The sequence below is a fragment of the Nesterenkonia haasae genome, assembly GCF_010119385.1.
GTDB classification, from domain to species: domain Bacteria; phylum Actinomycetota; class Actinomycetes; order Actinomycetales; family Micrococcaceae; genus Nesterenkonia; species Nesterenkonia haasae.
Window position 1 is genome coordinate 392,074 of the sequence record NZ_VFIE01000018.1, and the last position, 20,808, is coordinate 412,881.

Genomic DNA, 20,808 nt, shown 5'->3' on the forward strand with positions numbered 1-20,808 from the left:
GCATGTTGTATGGATCACACGCCATTGGATTTAGAACAACGAATCGGGTCCTTCCCAGAGGGCGTCGAGGCCCCGAGCCACGGCATCTTCGGTATCCTGAGCAGAGCCATGTTCCTTGAAGTATAGGCCGATCGCAACGAATTGCGCCGCCAAGCGAACGATATCTTTGTGGTGGTCTGTCAGGCTTCCCTTGATGGGCGCATCTGCTGTGAGCACCCCGAGTTCTGTGCCCTGCCAAACGATCGCAGCCGCGATGAACGTCTTGTAGGGACGATTCTCACATGACACACGTACCGGCGGATTTGTGACATCCGGAACCAGTATGGATTCGTTCCGCAACATCATCTCAATTAGCTCTCGTCCATGGTCATCAGCGTCTCTGAACTCGCGCCTCGGAGGGTTGGTGCTGTTTGCCGGCTCCAACCGCGCCACCAAGGTCTTTTCTGGTCCGCGCTGATCCCGTTCAACCTTCTCGTACTCAAACAAGCAGGCTCGAACCTTGGGTATGTCAACCATGCTCGTCGTGGACAAGAGGGCGGTACGCAAAAACGCGTCTACAGAGGGTGCTCGCCAATCGTCTCCCGATGCCTGGAGTAAAGCCGCTAGAACTGTGGGCAGGCCACTACTGAGGACAGCAGCACCCTCTGTCTTTGCTTTCTCAACTTCGGCACGGTGCTTGTGCCGCATCAACCCCAGCTCGCGATTCTTGTTCTTCAGTTCGGCGGTTAGGTTATCTGCGTGTGTCTCAGTGTGAGTTGTGTGACGCGACCGCGCTTCGTCCCGTGCAATCTGGTGCGTAAGGCCAGCAAGCACAACAAAGACCAAGGCGATTCCTGTGGTCCACTCTTGAACACTGAGCTCCCCACTTCTAATGAGTTCCCTAGCTAGAGGCGCGACCAGTAGTGTTGCAAGCACAGCCAGGACTCGGGCCACCCAGTTGACCACCATTGACCCCCACAGGAGTCTCAGCCCCCCATCGTCATTCAGCGCCCAACTACCCTTGATGCGCTGCTTAGTCTGTGGGTCTGGCACACGCAATCCTCGACGTTGGCTTCGGCAGGGCAATTACTGAATATAACTGGCACATAACCTACCCGTCATGTTCCTCCAGCTGAAAAACCTGAGTTTCTCGCACCCGTAGCTTCATTCAGAACTCTACTTTTAATCGGACCCAACGCGGGTGACGTCATAGGCCCCTACGCACGCAATTAGCGCCCCACTCAGCCGTAGCCAAGTGGGGCGTTTTGGATGCGGCGAAGCACGGGACTGAGCTTAGTGGGCCGGCGCCACAAGAGCCTCTAGGCGGCGGAAGCCATACTCACCTGAGCTCAGGGGTACTCCCACCGCATGCGCGCATCTACTATGGAAGCTCGCTCCTGGGTCACCGGCACCTGAAGGCGGGATGAATCACTCACAATTTCGAGAGGCACTTATGAAACCAACACGCATCGCTGCAATGGGAGGCATAGCAGTATTGGGGCTCGCGGGATGTGGAGCAGAAAGTGCAGATGGTGCAGACCGCATAGAGGCACTAGAGACTCAAGTGCAAGAGCTACAGCAGCAACTCGAAGAAATGGAGCAACAGCAGCCCACGTCAGGGGGGTTATTCGAAGAACGCGAGTTCAATAGTCGCATGACCGGTGATGTAGAGGCAGCGATCGGGGAGGTAGTCGAGGTTGACTTAGGACCTTTCGAGAACGAAAACAATTACGCTGGCACTGTCGCACTGACTTCAATCGAGTTTGTCAATACGTGCAACGACTACGAATCCGAAGTTGGACAATTCGCATACCTCGGCTTTGATATCTCTGCTGATGATGAAGCCGAAGATGCAATCGATTTCAACTCGAACGCATTTAGGTGGGATGACTACCACTACGCATTGTCCACTCCAGAGTCTTTGGCCTGCGAGCTGGACCTCGGACATCAAGACCCGATCGAGCCGGGTGAGTCAGGGCAATACACAGCTGTATGGGAGGTTCCCAGTACGTCAGCCACATTGCAGTGGCGTGAACCGACGTACATAGTTTCGTGGGAGATCACAGGAGAGGATAATGCAGAGGCAATAGAAGGTCCCGACGAGGATGTGACTGAAACTGAGCCCCCAAATGGCACAGATTCATCCAACGTAAGTTTCGATGACTGCGATGAAGCATGGACTCACTGGGGTGGCATCATGAACGATGAGCTCGATGGCCAGGAGATCGACGGGCAAGAACTCGCCGACATCGAGGACTGGATCAACGAGAATGGCTGTCACTGACCGGGCGTGCCGTCACCATATGCCCAGCCGTGGGCCAGCGACGTTGAAAACCGATCACTGCTGACGTGGGAGCCTCTGCTGCTGCCGCTCAACGTCCACGCTAGCCTCGAGTCTCTTCGTCTTTACAGTTCACCACGACTTCAAACCCTACTGACCTGATTACGCGGGCTGTTGGTTATCGTGAGCCGTATGTGCGTGTGTCGTTCCCTGATCGGACGGTGGATGCGAAGGCGAAGGCGTGGTCCCGTGAGGCGGTGTTGGTCCGGTGGGATGAGACTAGGGATGAGCCTCACTCGGCCTGGGTGCCCGCGTCGTGGTGCACCAGGATCAGCCGGGACGAGTCGTGGTGGCAAGATGTGTACGACAGGGACACTTCGACTGGCCAAGGTCGTTAGGCCGCATTTATGGACATTAGGCAGCTTTAGTGACAACGACTAAACCATACTAAACCTCATAACGCGATGGTAAGGTTGGCTCATGGACCCAGTGCTCAACCCCTACACGCCTAACGCCGGCGCAGAACCAGAGGCCATGGTTGGTCGTGACGATCAGCTCGCATCTTTCGAGGTGCTCCTCCGCAGGCTGGCCAGGAGACGAACGGAACAGTCCATGATCATTACTGGACTACGGGGGGTCGGCAAAACCGTCCTGCTCAACCAATTTGAGCGGAAGGCCAAAAGTGAAGGCTGGGTTGTTATTGAGCTAGAGGCCACCAAGAGTGACGAGGCCAGCTTCCGCGTAGAGCTTGGTCCACTCTTCCATTCAGCACTGCTAGAACTGTCGCCCCGCAAACGCTGGTCCGAGCGAATGTCGCATGCGGCCTCCGTCATAAAGTCGTTTACGATGACCGCCCAGCCTGATGGTGGACTCGCTTTCGGCCTAGATGTTGAGGCCGCTGAAGGGTTAGCAGATCACGGCGTCTTGTCACGGGACTTAACCGACATGTTTGTCGCCGTGGGAGAGGCTACGCGGGACAAGGAAATAGGACTCGTGTTGCTTATCGATGAAGTCCAATTCCTGGGCCGGCAGCAACTTGAAGCAGTCATATCGGCCCTACATAAAACCGTCCAACGAAAACTTCCTATCACTATGGTGGGTGCTGGCCTTCCCCAAATAGCAGAGCTGGCGGGTGACGCTAAGTCCTACGCTGAACGTCTTTTCAAGTTCCCAGAGATTGCCAACTTCAATGAGGCGGATGCAAAGGAAGCCCTGGCCCGGCCCGCAGCAGACGAAGGTGTCGAATTTGAGGATGCAGCATTAGATGAGGCGGTGAGGATCACAGAAGGTTACCCCTATTTCATACAAGAACTCGGGTATGCGGTGTGGAGTATTGCCGAAAATGGCCGCATCACTAAACAGGACATAACCGACGCCATACCCGCCTATACGAGCAAACTGGACACTTCATTTTTTCGAGTGCGCCTTGATCGATGTACTGAGTTGCAACGCTCCTACCTGCGCGCCATGGCCGATTTGGGACCGGGTCCGCAAAAGGCGATTGATGTCGCCGAGCGGATGAATCGAACCTCCCAGAACCAAGGCCCCACACGTGCCGAGCTGATTTCGATGGGGCTGCTCTACACCCCGACCCATGGGTTCGCCTCGTTCACGGTCCCCCAGTTCGACGCCTATATGCTCCGAGCTGTTCCAAAGTTAGAGGTTCCCGAATGGAAGCGAAGGGCCTAGACACAGAAATAGCGCCCACTCAGCCGTAGCCAAGTGGGCGCTCTCTGGTGCAACGTGCTAATACTGTACGTCATCCTCTACTGGGTCGTACAGGTCTTTCGGTTCATCATCGGTGAGGTTCAGCAGTGCCAGCACAGAGCCAATCACTGCGGCTGCTGTGGGGATGATGGCACCTAGACGATCCACGACGATCTCAGCGGCTCCTGAGAGGTTGTCCGTGGTGCCTGGTACTACTGCCTCAAAGATGATGAGCGCCAGTACTGCCACGATAATGACGCCGATGTAGATCCTCTTGCGTGGCGTTCGGGTTACTTTCTTCTCTGCCATGCTGTTCTCCTATGAGTTGTATGCGCTGCGGATGCGGTTGAGCCAGGTGGTGATGGCCCAGATGCTTTGTGGTCCGAGTACGCCGTCAATCGCGCCCCGGTAGAGCCCCTGGCGCTGGAGGTAGCGCTGGAAGTCACGCGCCACTGATCGGCGATCAGTTGGAGTGTTGTAGCCGTGCTGACCTCTGAGCCAGTCCCTGATCTGTCGCCATGCACCTTGCACGGACTGCTCCTTGTACTCGTAGCCTGCGCCGTGGAGTGCCAGCACAAGAGCGTGCCGGTACTCGTTCGGAATCACGCGGCCACTGTCTCCCAGCCGTAGCCAGTAGGTACCGACAGGGAAGTCGCGGACCTGTAGTGCACGTTGCGGCCAGTTGGTGAATTGCTCACTGCGGTGACGGTTGGAGTTGCTAGAGGATGAGCTGGTGGTGGGTGCTGGAGCTGGCCTAGCTGGAGCCTGTGTCACTCGCCCTGCGGCCTGCGAGTTGATGACGCTGATCCGCGAGTGCAGGTGCCGTCCTGGGCAAGCCGTAGCGGGCTGGCCGGGAGCGTCACGGTGCCCGCCGTTCATGCGTGGCTGGCGGATAATGCCCTGCGCACGGAGGTCTTTCAGGCACTGCGCTGCGGCTCCGAGTGCTGCAGCTGTGGGCACCGTGTTCTCGTAGTTGCCGACGAACACAAACGAGATACTGATGCTGTTGCGGCCACCTGTGTGAGCGCCGATGCGTGAAGCCCCAAGCCCGTGATAAGCGCGGCCTGACGGGAAGAATGCAAAGCTGTAGCTGATGCCACCTTTGAACCTCTGCTGACCAATATTCTCCAGCACGCGCATCTGGGCGCATTCCTGAGCGAAGGTCGCATTGGGTCCAAGCTGGGCAGTCACACTGTGGTGCCCCCAGACCTCATTCAGTGGGTAGTTCTGGGACCGGTCACCGAATCCGGCCCGGTAGCGTGCGCCCCATTGGGCTCTGGTGTAGCGGCTCATGCGAGGTCATCCCCTTCTGGTTCCGGCTCGTAGTCCTCGTCAAGGTCTGAGGTGTCCACCTCGGCCTCACACTTGGCGACCAGGGCGGCGTGGTCCTCTTCTGAGATGTCGTCTGCGTCCGCGTTGAGGAAGTCTTCAACCTCCACGTCATCGTCCAGCTCCACGACAGTCCCGTCGTCAAACTCATGTGTCTTGCTCATTGCGGCCTCCAATTGGGCATAAAAAAGGGCCCCCGTGGAGGCCTTGCAGTGGTGGTTAGTGGCTGTATTTTTGCCTGATCTGTTCGACGTGCTGAGCGATCCGCTGCGGCTTAGTCGGCGGTGGCGGCGGGGATCCCTGAGCGATCCACGCATCCGTCTGAAGGATGTACTCAGCTACCTCTTTGATGAGCTGCTGCTGATCCCGGTTCTCTTGATGCAGCAACCGGTTCTCTTCCCATAACTCTTCATGCTTGGCAGTGATCTTGCGGTTCTCGGCACGCAGCTCTTTGACTTCACCCTCTAGCCGGTTCAGCCACTCTTGGGCACGTTCCCATGTGCTATCTGATACCGACGCTTCAAGTGAGGCCGTCTTGGTCTTCTCATCGGCCCTGGACTTGGCGCGTGCAACTAGGAATGAGAACACCCCTGTGATGAACACTGCGACAACCGTCCATGCCCCCTGCTCTGGTGTCATACATCACGCCTCGCCTTCGTTATCGCAGTTGTCGAATCGCCCCCGCGATTTAGGCCGGGGGTGTGAAGCGACAGTAGTGATGAGGATGGCGAAGAGGCTGTAGCTGATTGTGGTGATCCATCCGGTCTCTGATTCGCCACTACCCCAGGCGATGAGAAAGAAGATGCCCATGAGCCCCGGCCAGCCGGTGGCCAGTATGGTCCCGGCTGTCTCGACCTTGGGTTTGCTGCTGAATATTCCGCAGATGGCAACGATTACCCCGATGGTGATCCAGCCTGCGCCGATGGTTTCGTCTCCTCCGGCAATTCCTAGCCATTGAATGCCAGCTAGTCGCTGCACGGTTGATGTAACCAACCAGCCGAGACCAATGCCGATGTACCCGATTCCAGCCACGATGAGCACACTGCCGAGAATCCCGGATGATGTTGGGAGGAATCTACCTGGCATGGTGCCTCCCTGCGCTGGGTGGTTCGCGGACTGCTACGTGCTGGCTATGCGGCATGGCTTCCCGGTTCATGATGTGATCAGCTCGACGTTTTCAAGGATGGGCGCCTCTGATGTGCCGCCCATCGTGTTTTTGACGCTAATCGTCCACGTGTCCGCTTGTGCGGAGTACGGCAAAATGTCTATATAGAATCTGCGGTTGCTCCCACTGTGGATAACTTGCACCGGTTCAGCCTCAATCATTCCGACTGACGAGTGCACCACCACTGCGGGCTCTGTTGGGTTGAACGTGCTGTTGCGTAGGAGTGCCCCCGCCTCTGCGTTGATATGCCTGCCTGCTGTCGTTGAGCTTTTGCCGTGGAAAGCGATCTTGCTGAATAAGAATCCTTCAGCAGGGCCAACAAAGTGCAGTCTGACCTTCGCGTTGGTGGGTATCGTTGTCCCGATGCCTGCATTCTGGGAGTTGAGGATGTAGCTCTTCCTCACGCCTGAGTAGTTGCCGGATTGCTGGGAGGCGATGAGTCCGCGCTCGTCGGGTGATACCTCTGAGCGCTCCCCTTGTCCGGCGAGCATTAGGCCACCTGACGAGTTGGTTCGCATCGTGTCGCCGTTTGGCTGTGTACCCCAGGAGGACAAGATGCCACCCCACCTGACACCCATTCCAAATGTGTTGTTCTCGCCTGTGTTGTCGCGGGAGAAGACGCGGGATAGGTAATTTGAGCGAATGCCGTAACGCTTATGGCTGGCGTTTGAGTTTCGGATCATGACATTCGATCCATAGTCAGCAAGGAAACCGATCACACCGGTCACACCCTTGTCGTGCTCAGGGTCTCCTTCGGCGTCACAGTTATATACGAGGACATGAGGTGAGCACCGGGAGAATCGGAATGACGGTCCCGAGCCATCCTTCACTGTTGTAGTGATGTCTCTGACCTGAAGCTGACCGATGATGGAGTAATGGGAAACGCTTCGCACCTTATGGTTGGAGCGGTCATCGGTTGAGCCTTCCACACACAGGAGGCCGTAGACGGTACGGTGATTCAGCTCTAGGTCTTCGTCCCACTCACCCTCCAGTAGCCGGATACGGTAGCTGTGGCCCTGTTTCACAATGTCAGGGACACGGCTTGTGGCCTCAGCCAACGTCTTGACGGGCGTAGACGCGCCACCGTTTGCCGAGTCGTCCCCGTTCGGAGAGACGTGGATGGTGACACTGGTCCCTGAGCCGGAAGGTGCCGTCTCCAGCTTGGAAACATGCTCTGTCCCCATCAATCCCGGATCACTGGTAGTGGCAAGCTCAGTGGGCATAGGGCCAACCAGCGACTCCAGCCATTCATCGCGGGTGCCCTCGTAACCCTGCTGTACTGCCACCTCGTAGGCGTCCGCGCCCTGGGTGGCGAGCTGGGCCTCGTCACGGAACGTCTCAGCCTCGTCGCGGTAGCCCTGTGCCTCTTCTGCGGCCAACTGTGCGAGCTGCCGGTCAATGATGCGCGTGATCTCCGTGGTGCCAGGTGCGGGCGTCTGTGGCTCAGCGAGAGTCAGGTGGAGTGGGTTCTCTTTGGTGTGCTCCGGCTTGACCGTGATGCCGAATGAGCGACGCCTGCGCATTCCGGCGAACATCAGCTCAACCGTGTACCGGCCAACAGCCAGCCACATTCCCGGCTCAAGCTCCTGGTCCTCTTCGCTTTCTGGGTCCACCAGGTATCCGCGCTCGTCAATCTCGCCTGGGATGGGACGCCCCTCTACCGTGGCAGGCTCCGGGCCTTCCGTGAGGTAGATGACGTGCTGCGGAATGAGTTGCACTTGCCCTTGCTCTGGGAGCAGGTCAGGGTATCGGTTGCCGTCCCCCAGGCTGTCAGCCTTGGCGAGCACAAACCGGCCCTTCACGAAACCGTGTTCAAGGGCGGGAAGCTCAATCTGCTGTTCACTCATTCTTGGCCTCCAACTCCTTGATGCGTGCGTCCTTCTCTTCCAGCTCGACGCCCGCCATCGTGGACTCGAGATTCAGGTTCGCCACCTGCGAGGCCAACCGCTGAATTACCTTGTCCTTCTGGGCAAGCAGCTTCTCTACGTCCTCGGCATTCATGAGGCCTCCTCCAGTGTTGAGACGCGATCCGTTAGGGCGTCGATGTGTTCTTGCTGTTGAGTGATAAGCCGAAGAATCGCCTGAATCTGAGCCAGCGAAAGCCGGTCGTACATGACCTCTTCGGCTTGCCCGTCTTGTCCGTAGACCACAAACTGGTCACCGCCAAGGTCGGCAACCTCTTCGGCCACCACGCCAGGAACACGGCGCATAGTAATGGCGTCGTAGTCCTCTTGATCGCGCTCACTGAATGGTCGCGGCTTACCCAGTAATTCGGCGTAGGCCTCAGCCTCAGCTTTGTCCACCCAGTCCCTGAGTGAGATGTCCAGAATCGTGTCAGGCACATTGAGCGCCTTCTGATCCAGCTTGTACCGGGAAGCAGATGAGACCCGGCGCAGCCAACCGTTCTGATTGACGTGAACATTGGCGGACAAGGAGGTCGTTTCGCGGTCAATGGCCCGCGCGTCAATGCGGCTAGCACTGAGGCGGAGCGGGCCTTCCTCGACACGGATTTCAAAGTGTGGAGAACTACCCTCTTCTGGCCGGTTGCCCACGAAGGCCAGCGGTGCGGCGTTTCCGTAGCGGTACTGCGTGCGACCGTTACGCATGTCGATGTTGCCGCGAACCGTGACAGGCGACCCGTCTAGCTCTAGGTATTCAGCACCGCTTGAGCGCCTGCCGACCATGATGACCTGTGAGCGGTACTGGAGTATCGCCTTGTCTGCCTCGACTCCCACGAATGGGAGGTCTGATGCGTTGCCGTCTAGCTCGTTGTAAACCATCGAGAGACGGCCTGCTGAGTGGCGTGACTTGATTGAGCTACGCGCCGACCCCGAGTGGAAGCGGATATTTCCGCCGTCACCATCGTCGTAGATCTCAACCATGTTTCCGGAGAAGTTCGTCCGAATGCTCCCCGTCGCAGTGAGGTTCCCCGTGGTGGCTGATACCTGTGTCCGCAGGTTGTTATTGGAGTCCCAGGCGCGGAAGTTGTTGGTGTCGAACTTAATACCCCGATTGGGCGTTGCGGTTGTCTCGAACAGGTTGCCACGCATGACAGTGCCCTCGATGGTGCCGCCAATGATCGACATACCCTCGATCTCGTTGGCCCCAAGTTCCCCAACTTTAATCTTGAGGAACTTGCCAAGCTCGGCCACCATCTCTTCAGTGATGTAGAGCTTGCGTGTGGTGATCGCGCCATCAACCAGCAGCTCAGCACCATGCTTACGTCGGAACCGGAAGCTGCCCATTTGCCCGTTGCTCGAACCGCTTTCCTCAGCCCAGAACTCCAGCTCCATGCGCCGATGCGAGCCTGCTGGCACCTCCCATTCGTGCGCGATACCACCGCTAGTGATGAGACCGATTTCCTCATGCGTGACGTTGCCGCCGTTGCTATCGGAGTACCGGGCGTACAGGCGCAGGTTTCCGGTTGAACCGGCAGCAACCCACGTTTCTGCGGTCAAGTAGAAAGAGTCACCAGGTCGAACTGGCACACCCTGCCCAGTAGGGACGAATCGCAAGGATGACGGTTCCCCTGAAACGTGGTCAGAGGTGTTGTACCGCAATACCACTGGGCCTTGGGTTTGGGTAGTGAGCGTGGCCCACCCTGACGCCTCACCTGATCCAGCAGACCAGATACCACTGTCAGTGCCGCTCTCTCGAAACTCCCAGAGCGCATCATCATTGAGATGGTTCTGGAGATCCGCTATCGCCAGGTGCCGGGTCTGGATTGCCCCAGCTTCGATGTTCTCTGAGGTGAGCCGCAGGAATGCCGCCGCTGCACCAGCGAAGGTCTGACCAATGATGTCGCGGCCCATGATGCGGCCACCGACACTCCATGAATCAGCGTCAACGTCACCGTTGGCTAGGAACTCGCCAAGGTCTTCAAGTTCTTTGTTGAGGTCGCTGATATTCCCGTCGTAGCCGCCCATGATCCCTTCGAGACCATCAAGGCGTTCCTCAGCGGCGTCCAGTTCATCCCGCATTGCATCGGTGTCAACCAGTGCCTCAACCTCGATCACCAGCGGCTCGGAATACTCCGAGCGGGTGCGGCCATCGCGGCCCACCATGTAGAACCACACAGCGAACTCACCGCCGCCACCGAACGCGACCGACGCGATACCGCCACCACGCTCAGAAATAGACGTGCCAGAGAAAGCCTCGTCGCTATCCGGCGAAGGGATCGCCCCATCAATCAGCTTGGCAACGCGGGTCTCAATCGTGCCGAACCGCGCCGGGATCGTAGAAGTGTTGCCGTCGTGGTCCTGCCCATTCCAGCGGACAAGGCCACCGCCAACACGATTCAGAGACTCCAGGATCGGCATAGACGGGCGAGGCTGGAAACCAGACCGACCACTATCACCATGCGGATTACCAGAGTCACCGAAATAGCGGCCCTCAGTGCCAGCATTTAGCGACTCAGGAAGGTACGACAGGACAAGCTGGTTCTGTGACGAGTCAGAGCTAGTCGTAACTGCGGTGACCTCGGCCTTGAGCTTGGCGTCGATCTGCTGGTCCCAGACGTGCACCTGATCGCCCAAGTGAAGCTCACCCAGGTCAAAGTCATCCTCGCCATCAACAGCAGTCGTGGCCGCTGCGGTGAGCGTGTAAGTGATCTGCGGGTGCGCCTCATCCTTGAGCCGGTTCAGCGCATCACGCTTCAGGTTCTCCGCATCCTCATAGCGGGTCTCTTCCCAGTAGTCCTCTTTCTTGTACCGGGCACGCGCATTGGACAGGCTAATGCCCTGCGAGGTGTAGTAGCCGTAATCCTCCACATAGGGAACACCGTTGTTGACGCTGGCGATGGTCAGCCCATCGGCACCAGTCGGACGGATCACCGTGGTCTTAGGTGCGCGCTCTTCCTTCTCGATATTGGTGAGCTGCCGACCATAAGTGAAGACCTTTTCCAGTAGCTGACCGGGCTGTTCCAGGATGCTCACACGACGACGCAGAGAATCAAACACCAGGCGTGCGTCCTGGTGGCGGGCAAGGAACTGTAGCGCCTCAAGCACCGAGATCTCTTCAAAGTCCACCACAGGGAACCGGGCACCATTCAGGCTGCCGATAGTCCACCGAGTATTCTGAAGCGCAGCCTCCATCGCGGCCTCAAGAGTCCACGCCACCGACTTGAACGTCGGCAGAATCAAATCCGCCAGCTCGGCCTGGACCTCATCAGCGATCAGCAACGCCAGATCATCAGCGCGGTCCCGGTCGAGACCAGTGATGGCGAACTTGCGGCCCTTGAAGATGACTTCCTGCTCAGTCTTCACGCCCTCAGCACTAGCGAGGCTGACCGTCACGCGGAGTTGGTTAGTGGAATCCTCACGGTCCTCCAGCACCCAATCTGCGCCCTGCATGACACGGATCGGATTGCCGTTCCAACCCAGTAGGCCCACCGATGCTTTGGTTCCGTGAGAAGACATGGCACCTCCAGGGCAGGGGGTCGAGCGAGAAAGAATGTGGCGGTGATCAGGTGCTAGATGTGGCGGGCTTGATACCTGAATTCGATAGACCCACCAGGTGAGCGGGTGATACTGGAGCCATCGCGGATCACCGGGTAAGGCTCCCCCGGCAGGCCGATGTTCTCCACGTTCAGCACGCCACCTATGCGGGTCTCCATGCGCTGGGAGTCGATGCGAATCTGCTGACCTGAGCTGATGCCGGTGTCGATAGTCAGTCGTTCGCCATCAACCTCGATCCACGCCGCGCCCACACTCTGATTCGTGGTCCAGATGATCACCGGCTCCACGTAATAGTTCGAGTCCACCGCCACGAGCCCACCGGCAATAGTCGTCGTCAGAGACGAGCCATAGAGGAACGGCTGTGGACAGAAGAAGGTCAGCGTGCCCTGGTGCATATGGGCGTAGTCACTGGACTTAGAAGCGCCCTCGAACTCGGCGCGGAAGTAGCCGTCTCTGTGGCTCATCTCCAGCTCTGCAAGGCCGGGACGATGTAAGAGGCCAGCAAGTATCTGCTCGGCCTCTGCGTGCTTCTCCAGCGCCTCGTGTGAGGCTTCCTTGTCCACCTGCAGCGTGTAAGTAACCGTGATTGTGCGTGACGGGAGGTTCTTGTCGATCAGCCGGTCACCATCACGCCCAGGTTGGCCGGCAACCTCAAGACTGGATCCCAACAAGCGATCACCAGTGATGCCGTTGACGCTGAACTCGTAGCCCTCATCGGCCAGTACTTGATTGATGGACTCGCCACCAAACCTGATATCAACGTCGTCTGCCACCGGTCCCCCTCTGATCGCGGCCTGACTGCTCAGCCAGGCCCTGGGATGCTGTGCGGATTACTGCGGGGTGACGCATTGCCATCTGGACCTCGCCCAGGAAGGCACCTTCTGCTGTCTGCAGCGTACCGACGAACGGACGGTTGCTCACTGCATTGGCGAGGCGCTCATAGTCGATACCACCGCCACCACTGCCACGAGTAGCCGCTCCCCCGGTGGCGTACGTCGGCACCAGATCACGGCCAGATGGTCGCTGCGGTGTCGTGCCAGTGAGAGACCTACGGAAGTCGTAGACGCCCTGCTGGCCACCCATGAGGCCGACCTCTTTAGCGGTCAGGACGTGCTCACCATTGGAGAGCCACGCGGGGATGTCGTCAGAGGTTCCAGTACCAGGGCCACGGACAGCGCCGCCGGTTGCCATTGCCACATTGTTATGGCGCGGGTCAATCCCGAGCCGCTGCATACTCTCGCGGATATTCCGGTTGACTGTGTGAGTGTGCGAGGTTCGAATGTGTGTGCCATCAGTAGCATCGAGAACACGCTTTGTTTCCTCGGCTACACGCTTTGCTTCCTCGGACATCCATGAATCAATGGACACATCACCAGGGATACCCATGACTTCACGAGTTAGTTCGATAGCGGCGTCTTCGCTGATACCAAAGCCGATAGCAGTCTCAATGAGGCTGTCGTAGGTCCGGCGCAGCTTGCCCTGCACGTCATCCTGTGACGCGCCATTCTCTGCCATTGCTTGCGCTGCATCGAAGCCCGACTTTGTGATGTCCTGGAATGCTCCATTCGCAAGCTGCCCAGCCTCAGTTGTCAGGTCGAAGTCAGTCTTGTTCCGGTTGAGCATCCGGCCCATTTCGCCCTGGGATTCCGTGATGGTCTTGAGGGCATCGTCAGCATTGCGAATTGCCTCATGGAAGCGAGAAGTTGCCTCGCGTGAGTCCATCGTGAGGATGCCAGCCTCAAAGAGCACGTCCATAAATGCGCTCAGTGATTCGACTGTTCCGTCAGCAGCCAAGCCAACTTCTTCGAGCCCAGCGGTAAGCTCGTCCATGCCGCCATCTAGCTCATCAATACCACCTGCGGCATCGAGAGCAGCTTCGCCCAGCTCGCTTGTGGACTGCTTCGCCTTGTCGGTGCCCTCAGCGGATATAACACTTCTTCCGCCAAGTAGCTCGATGACTTCCGCAAGCTCTCGGCCTTCTGCAGTAGTAGGCCCAACCTCGTTTTGAAGCTGGATTAACTGGTCGCGGAGCTCTGGAAAGGCTTCACCCAGATCTCGAGACGACAGGCCAGCAGCAGCAAAGGCATCAGCGTATTCATGCATCTGGTCCGCGACGGCTTCCACGCGACCATTGGCTGCCATATTTGCCATTGCGGTATCAGCAGCCTCGAAAGCGGCGGTGAACTCATTGAGGTCAACGGCGAGGTTGTTGAAGCCGAACATTTCCGGCCCGCCACTGTGCCACTTATCCGCCGTGTCTTGCATGTGCATCCAGGCGTCAGCAACGTTGTTGATCTCATTGGACAGACCGTTCTGCCACCATGAGTCCTTGTTGGCTTCAAGGTGCGAGAATCCAACCGAAGCGTTGGTCCCAGCCTCAGCCATGCGCAGGAAATCATTTTCAACTTCGAGCGCCATGCGGCTCACGTCATACTGGGTGTCCCCCAGGCGTAGCAGGCTGTCTGCCAGGAAGATGACGCCGGCTGCAGCGCCAGCGATACCGGCTGCGCGCCCCAAGTTCCGGAGGACACTGTTCGCGCCGGGGCCAATGATATTCATTGCTCGCAGGGCATCGCGTGTTTCAAAGATGCGTGGAGCCAAGAGAATGAATGAGCCGGCAAGCAGTGCAGCGGGCCCAACGAGTGCACCGATATACGTCAGTGCACCCTGGGCTGGGCCCGGTAGATCCTGGAACCCAGTAGCTAGGCGAGAGACACCATCGAGCAAGAAGTCAATGACCGGCAACAGGTACTGTCCCGCGTCAATAGCGGCATCTTGAATCTGTGCCCATGCCGCCTGAATTCGCGCAGCCGTGGTGTCATAGACATAACCGGCCTCAGTCGCTAGTGCGGAGTTTTCTTCCCAGGCAGTGTTTCCGCGATCAAGAGAGTCGCCCAGAAAGTCACCTGCAGCGGCCATGTTGGTGAAGGCGCGGACGGTTCGCTGTTCATTGATACCCAGCTCACCCAGGGACTCAGCAACGCTAGTGCCTTCCTCAGAAGCCCTCTGAAGCCCAAGCACAAAGCTCTCAAGGGCTGAAGCAGAGTCCTCCTGCCACAGGTTGGCGAACTCATCAGCAGTCATGCCCGCGATGTCTGCGAAGCCCTGTAGTGCCTCTCCACCCTCAGTCGTAGCGGCGTCGATGTCGTACATCATGCGGCTAACCGCAGTGCCACCCATTGCGGCAGGGACGCCAACCGATGTCAGTGCTGCAGCGAAGCCGAGCACTTCACCCTCACTCATACCGAATGCGGCACCAGCACCAGCGATATTCTGAGCCATGTCCATAATCTCGGACTCAGTTGTCGCACTGTTATTGCCGAGATCTACAATGGCCGAGCCAAGCCGGTCCATGTCTGGAATTGGCGTGCCCATGACGTTTGCGAACCGGGCCATAGCTGTAGCGGCATCCTCAGCCGTCATATTCGTAGCTACGCCCATGTCGATCATGACGCGGGTGAAGTCCTCGACATCATCAACGGAGACGCCTAGCTGGGCGGCGGCGGCAGCTACAGCAGCGACTTCTTGGTGAGTCGTCGGTAGCTCACGAGCAACCCCACGCAAAGCGTCCTCGAGCTCGCCAAGTTGCTGTGGCGTGCCGTCGGTACGGCGCATGACATCGGTCCATGCAGTTTCCCAGTCGATGGCAGCCTTAGCGGCCATACCCAATGCGGCAACAGTGGCCGCGCCAAAGGCTGCTAGGTGCCGACCTAAGGACTGCATCTCGCGCGAACCGAGAGACCTCTGGAGCTTGTTTCCAAGCCCCTCAGCCTCGGTCTGCGCCCGCCGTAGATTGTTGTTGAACTGGTCTACTTGTGCCTCGAGGATTAGCTTTACGCGGCGATCAGCCATAGTAAACCTCCTAGAGGCGTGAAATACTGCTGGGAATTGCAGCGAGGGGACGTTATGGAACCCGAAAGCCGACGCCAGAAACGTGAGCGATGGAGCCAGTCAGCCCGAGAGCGCCGCGCCGAGACTCTTGAGGATCACCAGGTGGCGAAGTCCACAACGAAACCCACAAGAGGATTCGAGCGCTTTCTGTGGTGGACCGCTGGTGGATTGGCTGCGTTATTCGCGCTCATGGTCGCCGGTTCCGCCATGACTGATTCCCGGAGCCCGTCTGCGTCGAGCGGAAGTGAGCAGTATGAGGGCGTGATTGCGGAAGCCGTTGGTGCATGCAGCAGTTTCAGCTCAGCTATGTCTCACAACCGACAGGCGCGGCAGGTCTCCGTGCGTGGCGGGGAAGTCGAACACTTCGCTGCCGTCAACTGCCTCCTGGGTGCTTCTGGTGCTCCTGCTCGTGTATGGCAAGACATCGAACAGACAAACGCGCTCCAAGGCAATCGCAGCGAGTCATGGTTCGGTGGGACCGCGTCCTGGAACTACCACCCTGACAGGGGTATTGACTTCATTCTTGAGCGCTAGCCCTGATTCCCTCGGGATCTAGCACCACGTAGGTCTTGGATCCAGGCTCAGGCTTGGCGTCGGACTTCTTCTCTTGCTCTTGCGCCTTGCACGAGTAACAGATGCTCTCTTTGGTCTCATACCAGCCGTCTTGCGCCTCGTCGTGGGCAACAATGATCGGTTTACCGCAGCTACAGAGCCCGTCCTGGTAGAACGCAAACGCCAGTGTGAGTCGAGCGTCTTTCTCTCCCCAGGCTTCCCCGCCTAGCCAAGTGGACGGCGGCTTGCCGTACCGCTCAGCTAGGCCGAGAATCTGGATCAGCTTTCGGTATCGTCCTTGTTGCCGCCAGAGGACTTCTGTAAAAAATCTGCGTCCGGCTCCTGGACTTCCTGTTGAGCACGCTGATAGGTGGCCTTGAGCTTGCCGAACTCACCCATGCCAATCTCAGTGTCGAGAGCCTTGATATTCTCAGCGGTCCACTTGACTGCTTGGCGCTCACCATCGGCGGGCTGAACAGCGACCACAGAGCGAGCTACCATCGCGTACCAGAATTCAGCGGCGGAAGTCTGGCGGTCCTGGCCCTTTTTCTTTTCGATCTCGTCTGACTCAGCGCGCAGTTCTCGCAGGATGGGCCCACTGAGCGCGCGGAGATAGACAGTCAGCGCAGAGGCTCCGAACTTCTCTAGCGTGGCCTGGTATTCCTCCATGAGTTGCGTGAGCTTCTGGCGCGACTGGAGCGTCTGCTCGCTCGCGGATTGCTCATCACGAATCTGGTCCTGCAGTCGCTCCAACTTGCCGATCAGGTGTCCGCCACGGAAGATGCGGCAGGATCGCTCAGGCAGGTGTGCGTCTTTCAGCCAGTCGTCCAGGCTGAATGTTTCGGCGTCCAGGTTCTCGGTCATCTCAGGCTCTCCTTGGGTACAGAAAAGCCCCGGCACAGTCGCGCCAGGGCTGAATGGTTATGGGTCAGGCTCTTGTGGGGAAGTGCCGGTGGCGGGGTGAGCCTGAGAGCAACCCCGCCACCGGGGTCTAGTGGTGGATCAGGTGCCGGAACCGGCAGCGACGGTGCCGAAGTCGTACACATCCTGTGGCAACAGGCGAACATCGAAAGCGATGTTGCCTTCCTGGTCGCCGCGCTTCGGAGTGTCAATCTCGAAACTGCCACCCATGGCGTACATGTCGCCGTCTTCCCATTCATCTGTTGACCACTTGTCAGACTCGCGCTTGTAAGCCCAGATGCGAGAGCCAACATTGTCGAGAATGAGCTGTGCGGTCTCGTCGTCACTAGCAGTGTCACCACCAGCGGTATAACCGCGCTCGACGCGAATGCTCGCCTCATGATTGCGGTTGGTGACCATCTGGCTCTGAGAGCGAGATACCAGCTTTGTGTTGGGCCGGGTGTCCGAATCAGCGGCGGTGAACACGAACGACGGCATGTCAATATCAGCCGAAGCATCGTGACCATCGTTCAACTCGCTTGCAGTGGGGTTCTCGGGGTCCGCTGGAGCATCCACCAGAAGGGTGAGCTTAATGCGGCCCTGACTCAATCGACGGCCCATCAGCGGCCTCCTTTATCAGTAGTATTCTCGGTTTTCTCGGGTTGCTCCGCAGCCTTCTTGGCCTTGGGCTCCGACTTCGCAGCGCGTGCCGGAAGTCGGAAGAGGTGAGGGTTTTTATCGAGTCGAGCCCGTGGCACTTCGAGCGTTTGCCCTGTGCGCTTAGACACGACGACAACGGGGTCGCGCATGGTGAATCTCCTAGTTTCGTTGGGCGATCAGGGTCAGCTCGTCAATGCCATAGATCGGATAGCGGCCATTGGATAGCGGCATACTCTCGTCATCATCAATGGGCTGCAGGCTGCTGAGTCGGATGCGCTCACAAGTGAAGCCCTCAATAACTGGAACCTTGCGGTCGATGGCGTCACGGACTCGAGGAAGCAGCCATTGCATTTGATTGGGTGACACCGCCGCGTAGGTCAGGCGAATCGTTGCCCGCCATGAGCTCGGCAGGTCCGCCAGTGTCGGCTCATCTGGTCCCGTGCCTGAGTAGTGCGTGGGCAGTGAGCCCCGAATGGCGACGTAGGGGAAGTCATTAGTCGTCGGTGGATTGCTGAGCCGAGCTTTGCCGATATAGACCTTGACTGCCTCGTCGGTGATCATGTCGCGTATGGCGTCGAAGTGGATCACAGCACATCTCCCAGCGCATCGGCCAGGAACTTGACCGCGGTATTGGCCTCGTCCTCCAGGATCTGGTCAGGCTCCGGGACTGTGCCGCCACCACCGTTCGCGCCACCGAAGTAGGCGATACCGGCTAGGGCTGCAGCTGGGTTGCGGTGTGCATTGGGGCCAACTTCAACCTCCATGTGCCCGATACCGAAGCCAGACGATTCGATGAAGTCAAAGTCAACCGATCGGCCAACCTGCCTGAATGACCGCGAGCCTTTAAATGCGTCGGCCATCTTGCGCTTCATCTGCACGCCACCCTTGCGCATGATTGGGCGGAGCTTGGAGGCAGTCTGGCGAGGTGCAGCGGCAAGGTCCGCTACAACTGCATCAAGACCCTCCATGCGAACGTGAATGCTCATCCCGTAGCCACCTCCACGTTCCATCGCTGCGACGTTCGGTATGTGCCCCGGTTGAGGTCCACCAGGCGCATACTGATGCCGGTGGAGACGTTGCCGGTCTCAGTCGCGGTGATCACTGCGTCATCGCCGGACTGGACCTGTGCATCGTGGGGAAGGTGCAGCCGCGGGGTCTCCACTAGGTAGCGGTGGTGGGTGGAGTCGAGCTGTTCACCAGTAGCCGGGGTGGAGCTGAGCTTGCACTTGCCGGTGTAGACCGTGGTGGTTACGGGGATCTCTTGCCCGTTATCCGGGTTGATCGTGGTCTCGCCATCAGGGTCTTCGCGGGTGATAGTGCACGTGCCGGTCATTAGACGTTCAGCCACTGCCCGTCCGCGCTCCAGTAGTTGCTGTGTCTTCATCACTGGCCCCCAGTGACGAATGCTTGGGATGAGAACCTACGCCGCAACCATTCGCGGGTGCGGTCTGGGATCTCTGTCAGGTCGATTACCTCGTCCTCACCGCGGACGTAAGACTCCTGCTCTGAATAGTCATCGAGTGACATCTGCTTAGAGACCAGGCCCCGGCGTGATGCTAGGCCACCCTCGGACGTCGCCTCGTTGAGCCCTGCGGCTACAAGGTTGATTCCGAGCTTGACCACATCTGCCGGTACTGGATCCCAGCCATGAGTGAAGGTGACCGTGATGTCGTCCTCGATGGTGCCCCAACTGGCCTTGCGCCATAGGCGACCATCGCGGATCTTGTAATCAGTGACCGGCTCGCCCTCGCTCAGTACCTCGTCAACGCTGAGCAGTGGCCCGCCGGGGATCTCGAGAAACTGGCTATTGCGCCCGTAGAGCTCCACGGTGGATTGCACCTTAGAGATAGGTACGCCTGCAGCTTCCCGGATCCCCGACGACACTGCGGCAATCAGGCTGTTGATGAGCGCTTCGTTCGAGGTGTCGATATCGTACGGCTCAAGGTCAGCCGCCGTGACTAGCGGGGGAAATTCGTTAGGCACGACGGCCTCCCTTCAGTTATCCGACTGATCAGCCTTCGCCGTCTCCGCCGCCTTCTTCTGCAGCAGGATCGATAGTGACGGTGGCCTTGGCTACATTGTCTGGGCGGACCACGCGGGCACCGTAGAGGTGCAGGCCACGAACGCCGTCACCAAAGGTGTTCTCCAGGCGCATAGCCTCAGTGGAGGCGATCTGCTCAGCGAACGTGGTAGCGATACCGTGACCGGCAAGGATGGTGTACGCACCGGCATTCTCTGGAACCCGGTTGCCCTCGATCACGTCGAAGCCAGCAGCGCGACCGACGACGCCATTACGGAGCCCTTCGGTGGTGCCGGAAGCGTCGGCGCGAATGAAGCGGTCGTCACGCAGAAGCACGCCGTACAGCTCGGGCGGGATCACTGCAAAGCGCCCCTCGTCCGGGGTGTTGGTGCGAGTCAGCCGCGTGCGCAGCTTGAGCAGAAGGTTGTAGGCATCGCGAGCGTGGGCAACCTCAATGGCCCCCAGGTCGCTTCCGTCCACAGCGGCGTCTGACATCTTGCCTGCGAGGTAGGCGTCAGTCTCAGCGGCCAGGTTGTACGATGCGCCGGTAGTGGATTCCTCCACGAATCCGGACATCGCCTGACGGCGGTCGATGTCATCAACCTTGAAGGCGAAGTAATCAGCCTGGTCGATGATCAGCGACTGCTGGTCAGACTCGAGCAGATCCCAAGAGATCGTTTCGTTCTTGGTGTACTCGCGCACGGCAGGATCACCGAACGAGGTGATGTGCACCGTGTCGCCAGCCTGGGCGATCTCGCCCTCGTAGTTGCGGTTGATCACTCCGGCCTGTCCATAGACAAGGCGATCGCGGAGCGACTGGAGCAGTGCGGCGCTCCAGATCTCAGGAATAAAGTTTTCAACAGACATG

At 58.5% G+C, this 20,808-nt stretch carries 22 protein-coding genes; 3 read left to right on the forward strand and 19 right to left on the reverse strand.

What is annotated here, in order from left to right:
* Positions 1–30: 30 nt before the first annotated feature.
* Complete coding sequence (locus FH975_RS05205) at positions 31–1,032, reverse strand: GAF domain-containing protein (protein ID WP_162320380.1); 1,002 nt, start codon at positions 1,030–1,032, stop codon at positions 31–33.
* A 400-nt stretch (positions 1,033–1,432) separates the two neighbouring features.
* Between FH975_RS05205 and FH975_RS05210 the strand changes: the two genes are divergently transcribed.
* Positions 1,433–2,263: a hypothetical protein gene (locus tag FH975_RS05210; RefSeq protein WP_162320381.1), complete on the forward strand. Its 831-nt coding sequence runs from the start codon at positions 1,433–1,435 to the stop codon at positions 2,261–2,263.
* A gap of 477 nt (positions 2,264–2,740) precedes the next feature.
* Entirely contained in the window at positions 2,741–3,949 is a 1,209-nt protein-coding gene (locus FH975_RS05215) for an ATP-binding protein (protein WP_162320382.1), read from the forward strand.
* A 57-nt stretch (positions 3,950–4,006) separates the two neighbouring features.
* On the opposite strand, the gene FH975_RS05220 is transcribed toward FH975_RS05215, so the two are convergent.
* From FH975_RS05220 to FH975_RS05265, 10 genes are all read right to left on the reverse strand, one after another.
* On the reverse strand, positions 4,007–4,276 hold the full coding sequence (locus FH975_RS05220; RefSeq protein ID WP_162320383.1) for a hypothetical protein: 270 nt from the start codon (positions 4,274–4,276) through the stop codon (positions 4,007–4,009).
* 9 nt (positions 4,277–4,285) lie between these two features.
* Entirely contained in the window at positions 4,286–5,260 is a 975-nt protein-coding gene (locus FH975_RS05225; RefSeq protein ID WP_162320384.1) for an N-acetylmuramoyl-L-alanine amidase, read from the reverse strand.
* A complete protein-coding gene (locus tag FH975_RS05230) occupies positions 5,257–5,460 on the reverse strand; it encodes a hypothetical protein (protein ID WP_162320385.1) in 204 nt (67 codons plus the stop codon). Before FH975_RS05230 ends, FH975_RS05225 begins: the two co-directional genes overlap by 4 nt.
* Before the next feature lie 55 nt (positions 5,461–5,515).
* Entirely contained in the window at positions 5,516–5,935 is a 420-nt protein-coding gene (locus FH975_RS05235; RefSeq protein ID WP_162320386.1) for a hypothetical protein, read from the reverse strand.
* A 3-nt stretch (positions 5,936–5,938) separates the two neighbouring features.
* Entirely contained in the window at positions 5,939–6,382 is a 444-nt protein-coding gene (locus FH975_RS05240; RefSeq protein ID WP_162320387.1) for a hypothetical protein, read from the reverse strand.
* 66 nt (positions 6,383–6,448) lie between these two features.
* On the reverse strand, positions 6,449–8,308 hold the full coding sequence (locus tag FH975_RS05245; protein WP_162320388.1) for a right-handed parallel beta-helix repeat-containing protein: 1,860 nt from the start codon (positions 8,306–8,308) through the stop codon (positions 6,449–6,451).
* Positions 8,301–8,462, reverse strand: a complete 162-nt coding sequence (locus FH975_RS05250; protein ID WP_162320389.1) for a hypothetical protein — start codon at positions 8,460–8,462, stop codon at positions 8,301–8,303. Before FH975_RS05250 ends, FH975_RS05245 begins: the two co-directional genes overlap by 8 nt.
* Positions 8,459–11,878, reverse strand: a complete 3,420-nt coding sequence (locus tag FH975_RS05255; RefSeq protein WP_162320390.1) for a phage tail spike protein — start codon at positions 11,876–11,878, stop codon at positions 8,459–8,461. Before FH975_RS05255 ends, FH975_RS05250 begins: the two co-directional genes overlap by 4 nt.
* Positions 11,879–11,931: 53 nt before the next feature.
* Complete coding sequence (locus FH975_RS05260; RefSeq protein ID WP_162320391.1) at positions 11,932–12,690, reverse strand: distal tail protein Dit; 759 nt, start codon at positions 12,688–12,690, stop codon at positions 11,932–11,934.
* Positions 12,674–15,769: a phage tail tape measure protein gene (locus FH975_RS05265; protein WP_162320392.1), complete on the reverse strand. Its 3,096-nt coding sequence runs from the start codon at positions 15,767–15,769 to the stop codon at positions 12,674–12,676. Before FH975_RS05265 ends, FH975_RS05260 begins: the two co-directional genes overlap by 17 nt.
* Positions 15,770–15,823: 54 nt before the next feature.
* Between FH975_RS05265 and FH975_RS05270 the strand changes: the two genes are divergently transcribed.
* Positions 15,824–16,342: a hypothetical protein gene (locus tag FH975_RS05270; protein ID WP_162320393.1), complete on the forward strand. Its 519-nt coding sequence runs from the start codon at positions 15,824–15,826 to the stop codon at positions 16,340–16,342.
* Positions 16,343–16,639: 297 nt separating this feature from the next.
* Here the strand turns inward: FH975_RS05270 and FH975_RS05275 are convergent, their stop codons facing one another.
* The 8 genes from FH975_RS05275 to FH975_RS05310 all read right to left on the reverse strand — a co-directional run bounded on the left by FH975_RS05275 (position 16,640) and on the right by FH975_RS05310 (position 20,807).
* Positions 16,640–17,224, reverse strand: a complete 585-nt coding sequence (locus tag FH975_RS05275; protein WP_162320394.1) for a hypothetical protein — start codon at positions 17,222–17,224, stop codon at positions 16,640–16,642.
* Positions 17,225–17,362: 138 nt separating this feature from the next.
* A complete protein-coding gene (locus tag FH975_RS05280) occupies positions 17,363–17,881 on the reverse strand; it encodes a phage tail tube protein (protein ID WP_162320395.1) in 519 nt (172 codons plus the stop codon).
* Positions 17,881–18,069 carry a hypothetical protein gene (locus tag FH975_RS05285; RefSeq protein WP_162320396.1) on the reverse strand — a complete coding sequence of 63 codons (189 nt, stop codon included), beginning with the start codon at positions 18,067–18,069 and terminating at the stop codon, positions 17,881–17,883. The genes FH975_RS05280 and FH975_RS05285 overlap by 1 nt, the downstream gene beginning before the upstream one ends.
* 10 nt (positions 18,070–18,079) lie before the next feature.
* On the reverse strand, positions 18,080–18,508 hold the full coding sequence (locus FH975_RS05290) for a hypothetical protein (RefSeq protein ID WP_162320397.1): 429 nt from the start codon (positions 18,506–18,508) through the stop codon (positions 18,080–18,082).
* On the reverse strand, positions 18,505–18,906 hold the full coding sequence (locus tag FH975_RS05295; protein WP_162320398.1) for a hypothetical protein: 402 nt from the start codon (positions 18,904–18,906) through the stop codon (positions 18,505–18,507). The genes FH975_RS05290 and FH975_RS05295 overlap by 4 nt, the downstream gene beginning before the upstream one ends.
* Positions 18,903–19,304, reverse strand: a complete 402-nt coding sequence (locus FH975_RS05300; RefSeq protein ID WP_162320399.1) for a DUF6093 family protein — start codon at positions 19,302–19,304, stop codon at positions 18,903–18,905. Before FH975_RS05300 ends, FH975_RS05295 begins: the two co-directional genes overlap by 4 nt.
* The gene (locus FH975_RS05305; protein WP_162320400.1) at positions 19,304–19,903 is read right to left on the reverse strand and encodes a hypothetical protein; all 600 of its coding nucleotides are present in this window, start codon (positions 19,901–19,903) and stop codon (positions 19,304–19,306) included. Before FH975_RS05305 ends, FH975_RS05300 begins: the two co-directional genes overlap by 1 nt.
* A 28-nt stretch (positions 19,904–19,931) precedes the next feature.
* Complete coding sequence (locus FH975_RS05310; protein WP_162320401.1) at positions 19,932–20,807, reverse strand: P22 phage major capsid protein family protein; 876 nt, start codon at positions 20,805–20,807, stop codon at positions 19,932–19,934.
* Position 20,808: the final 1 nt, after the last annotated feature.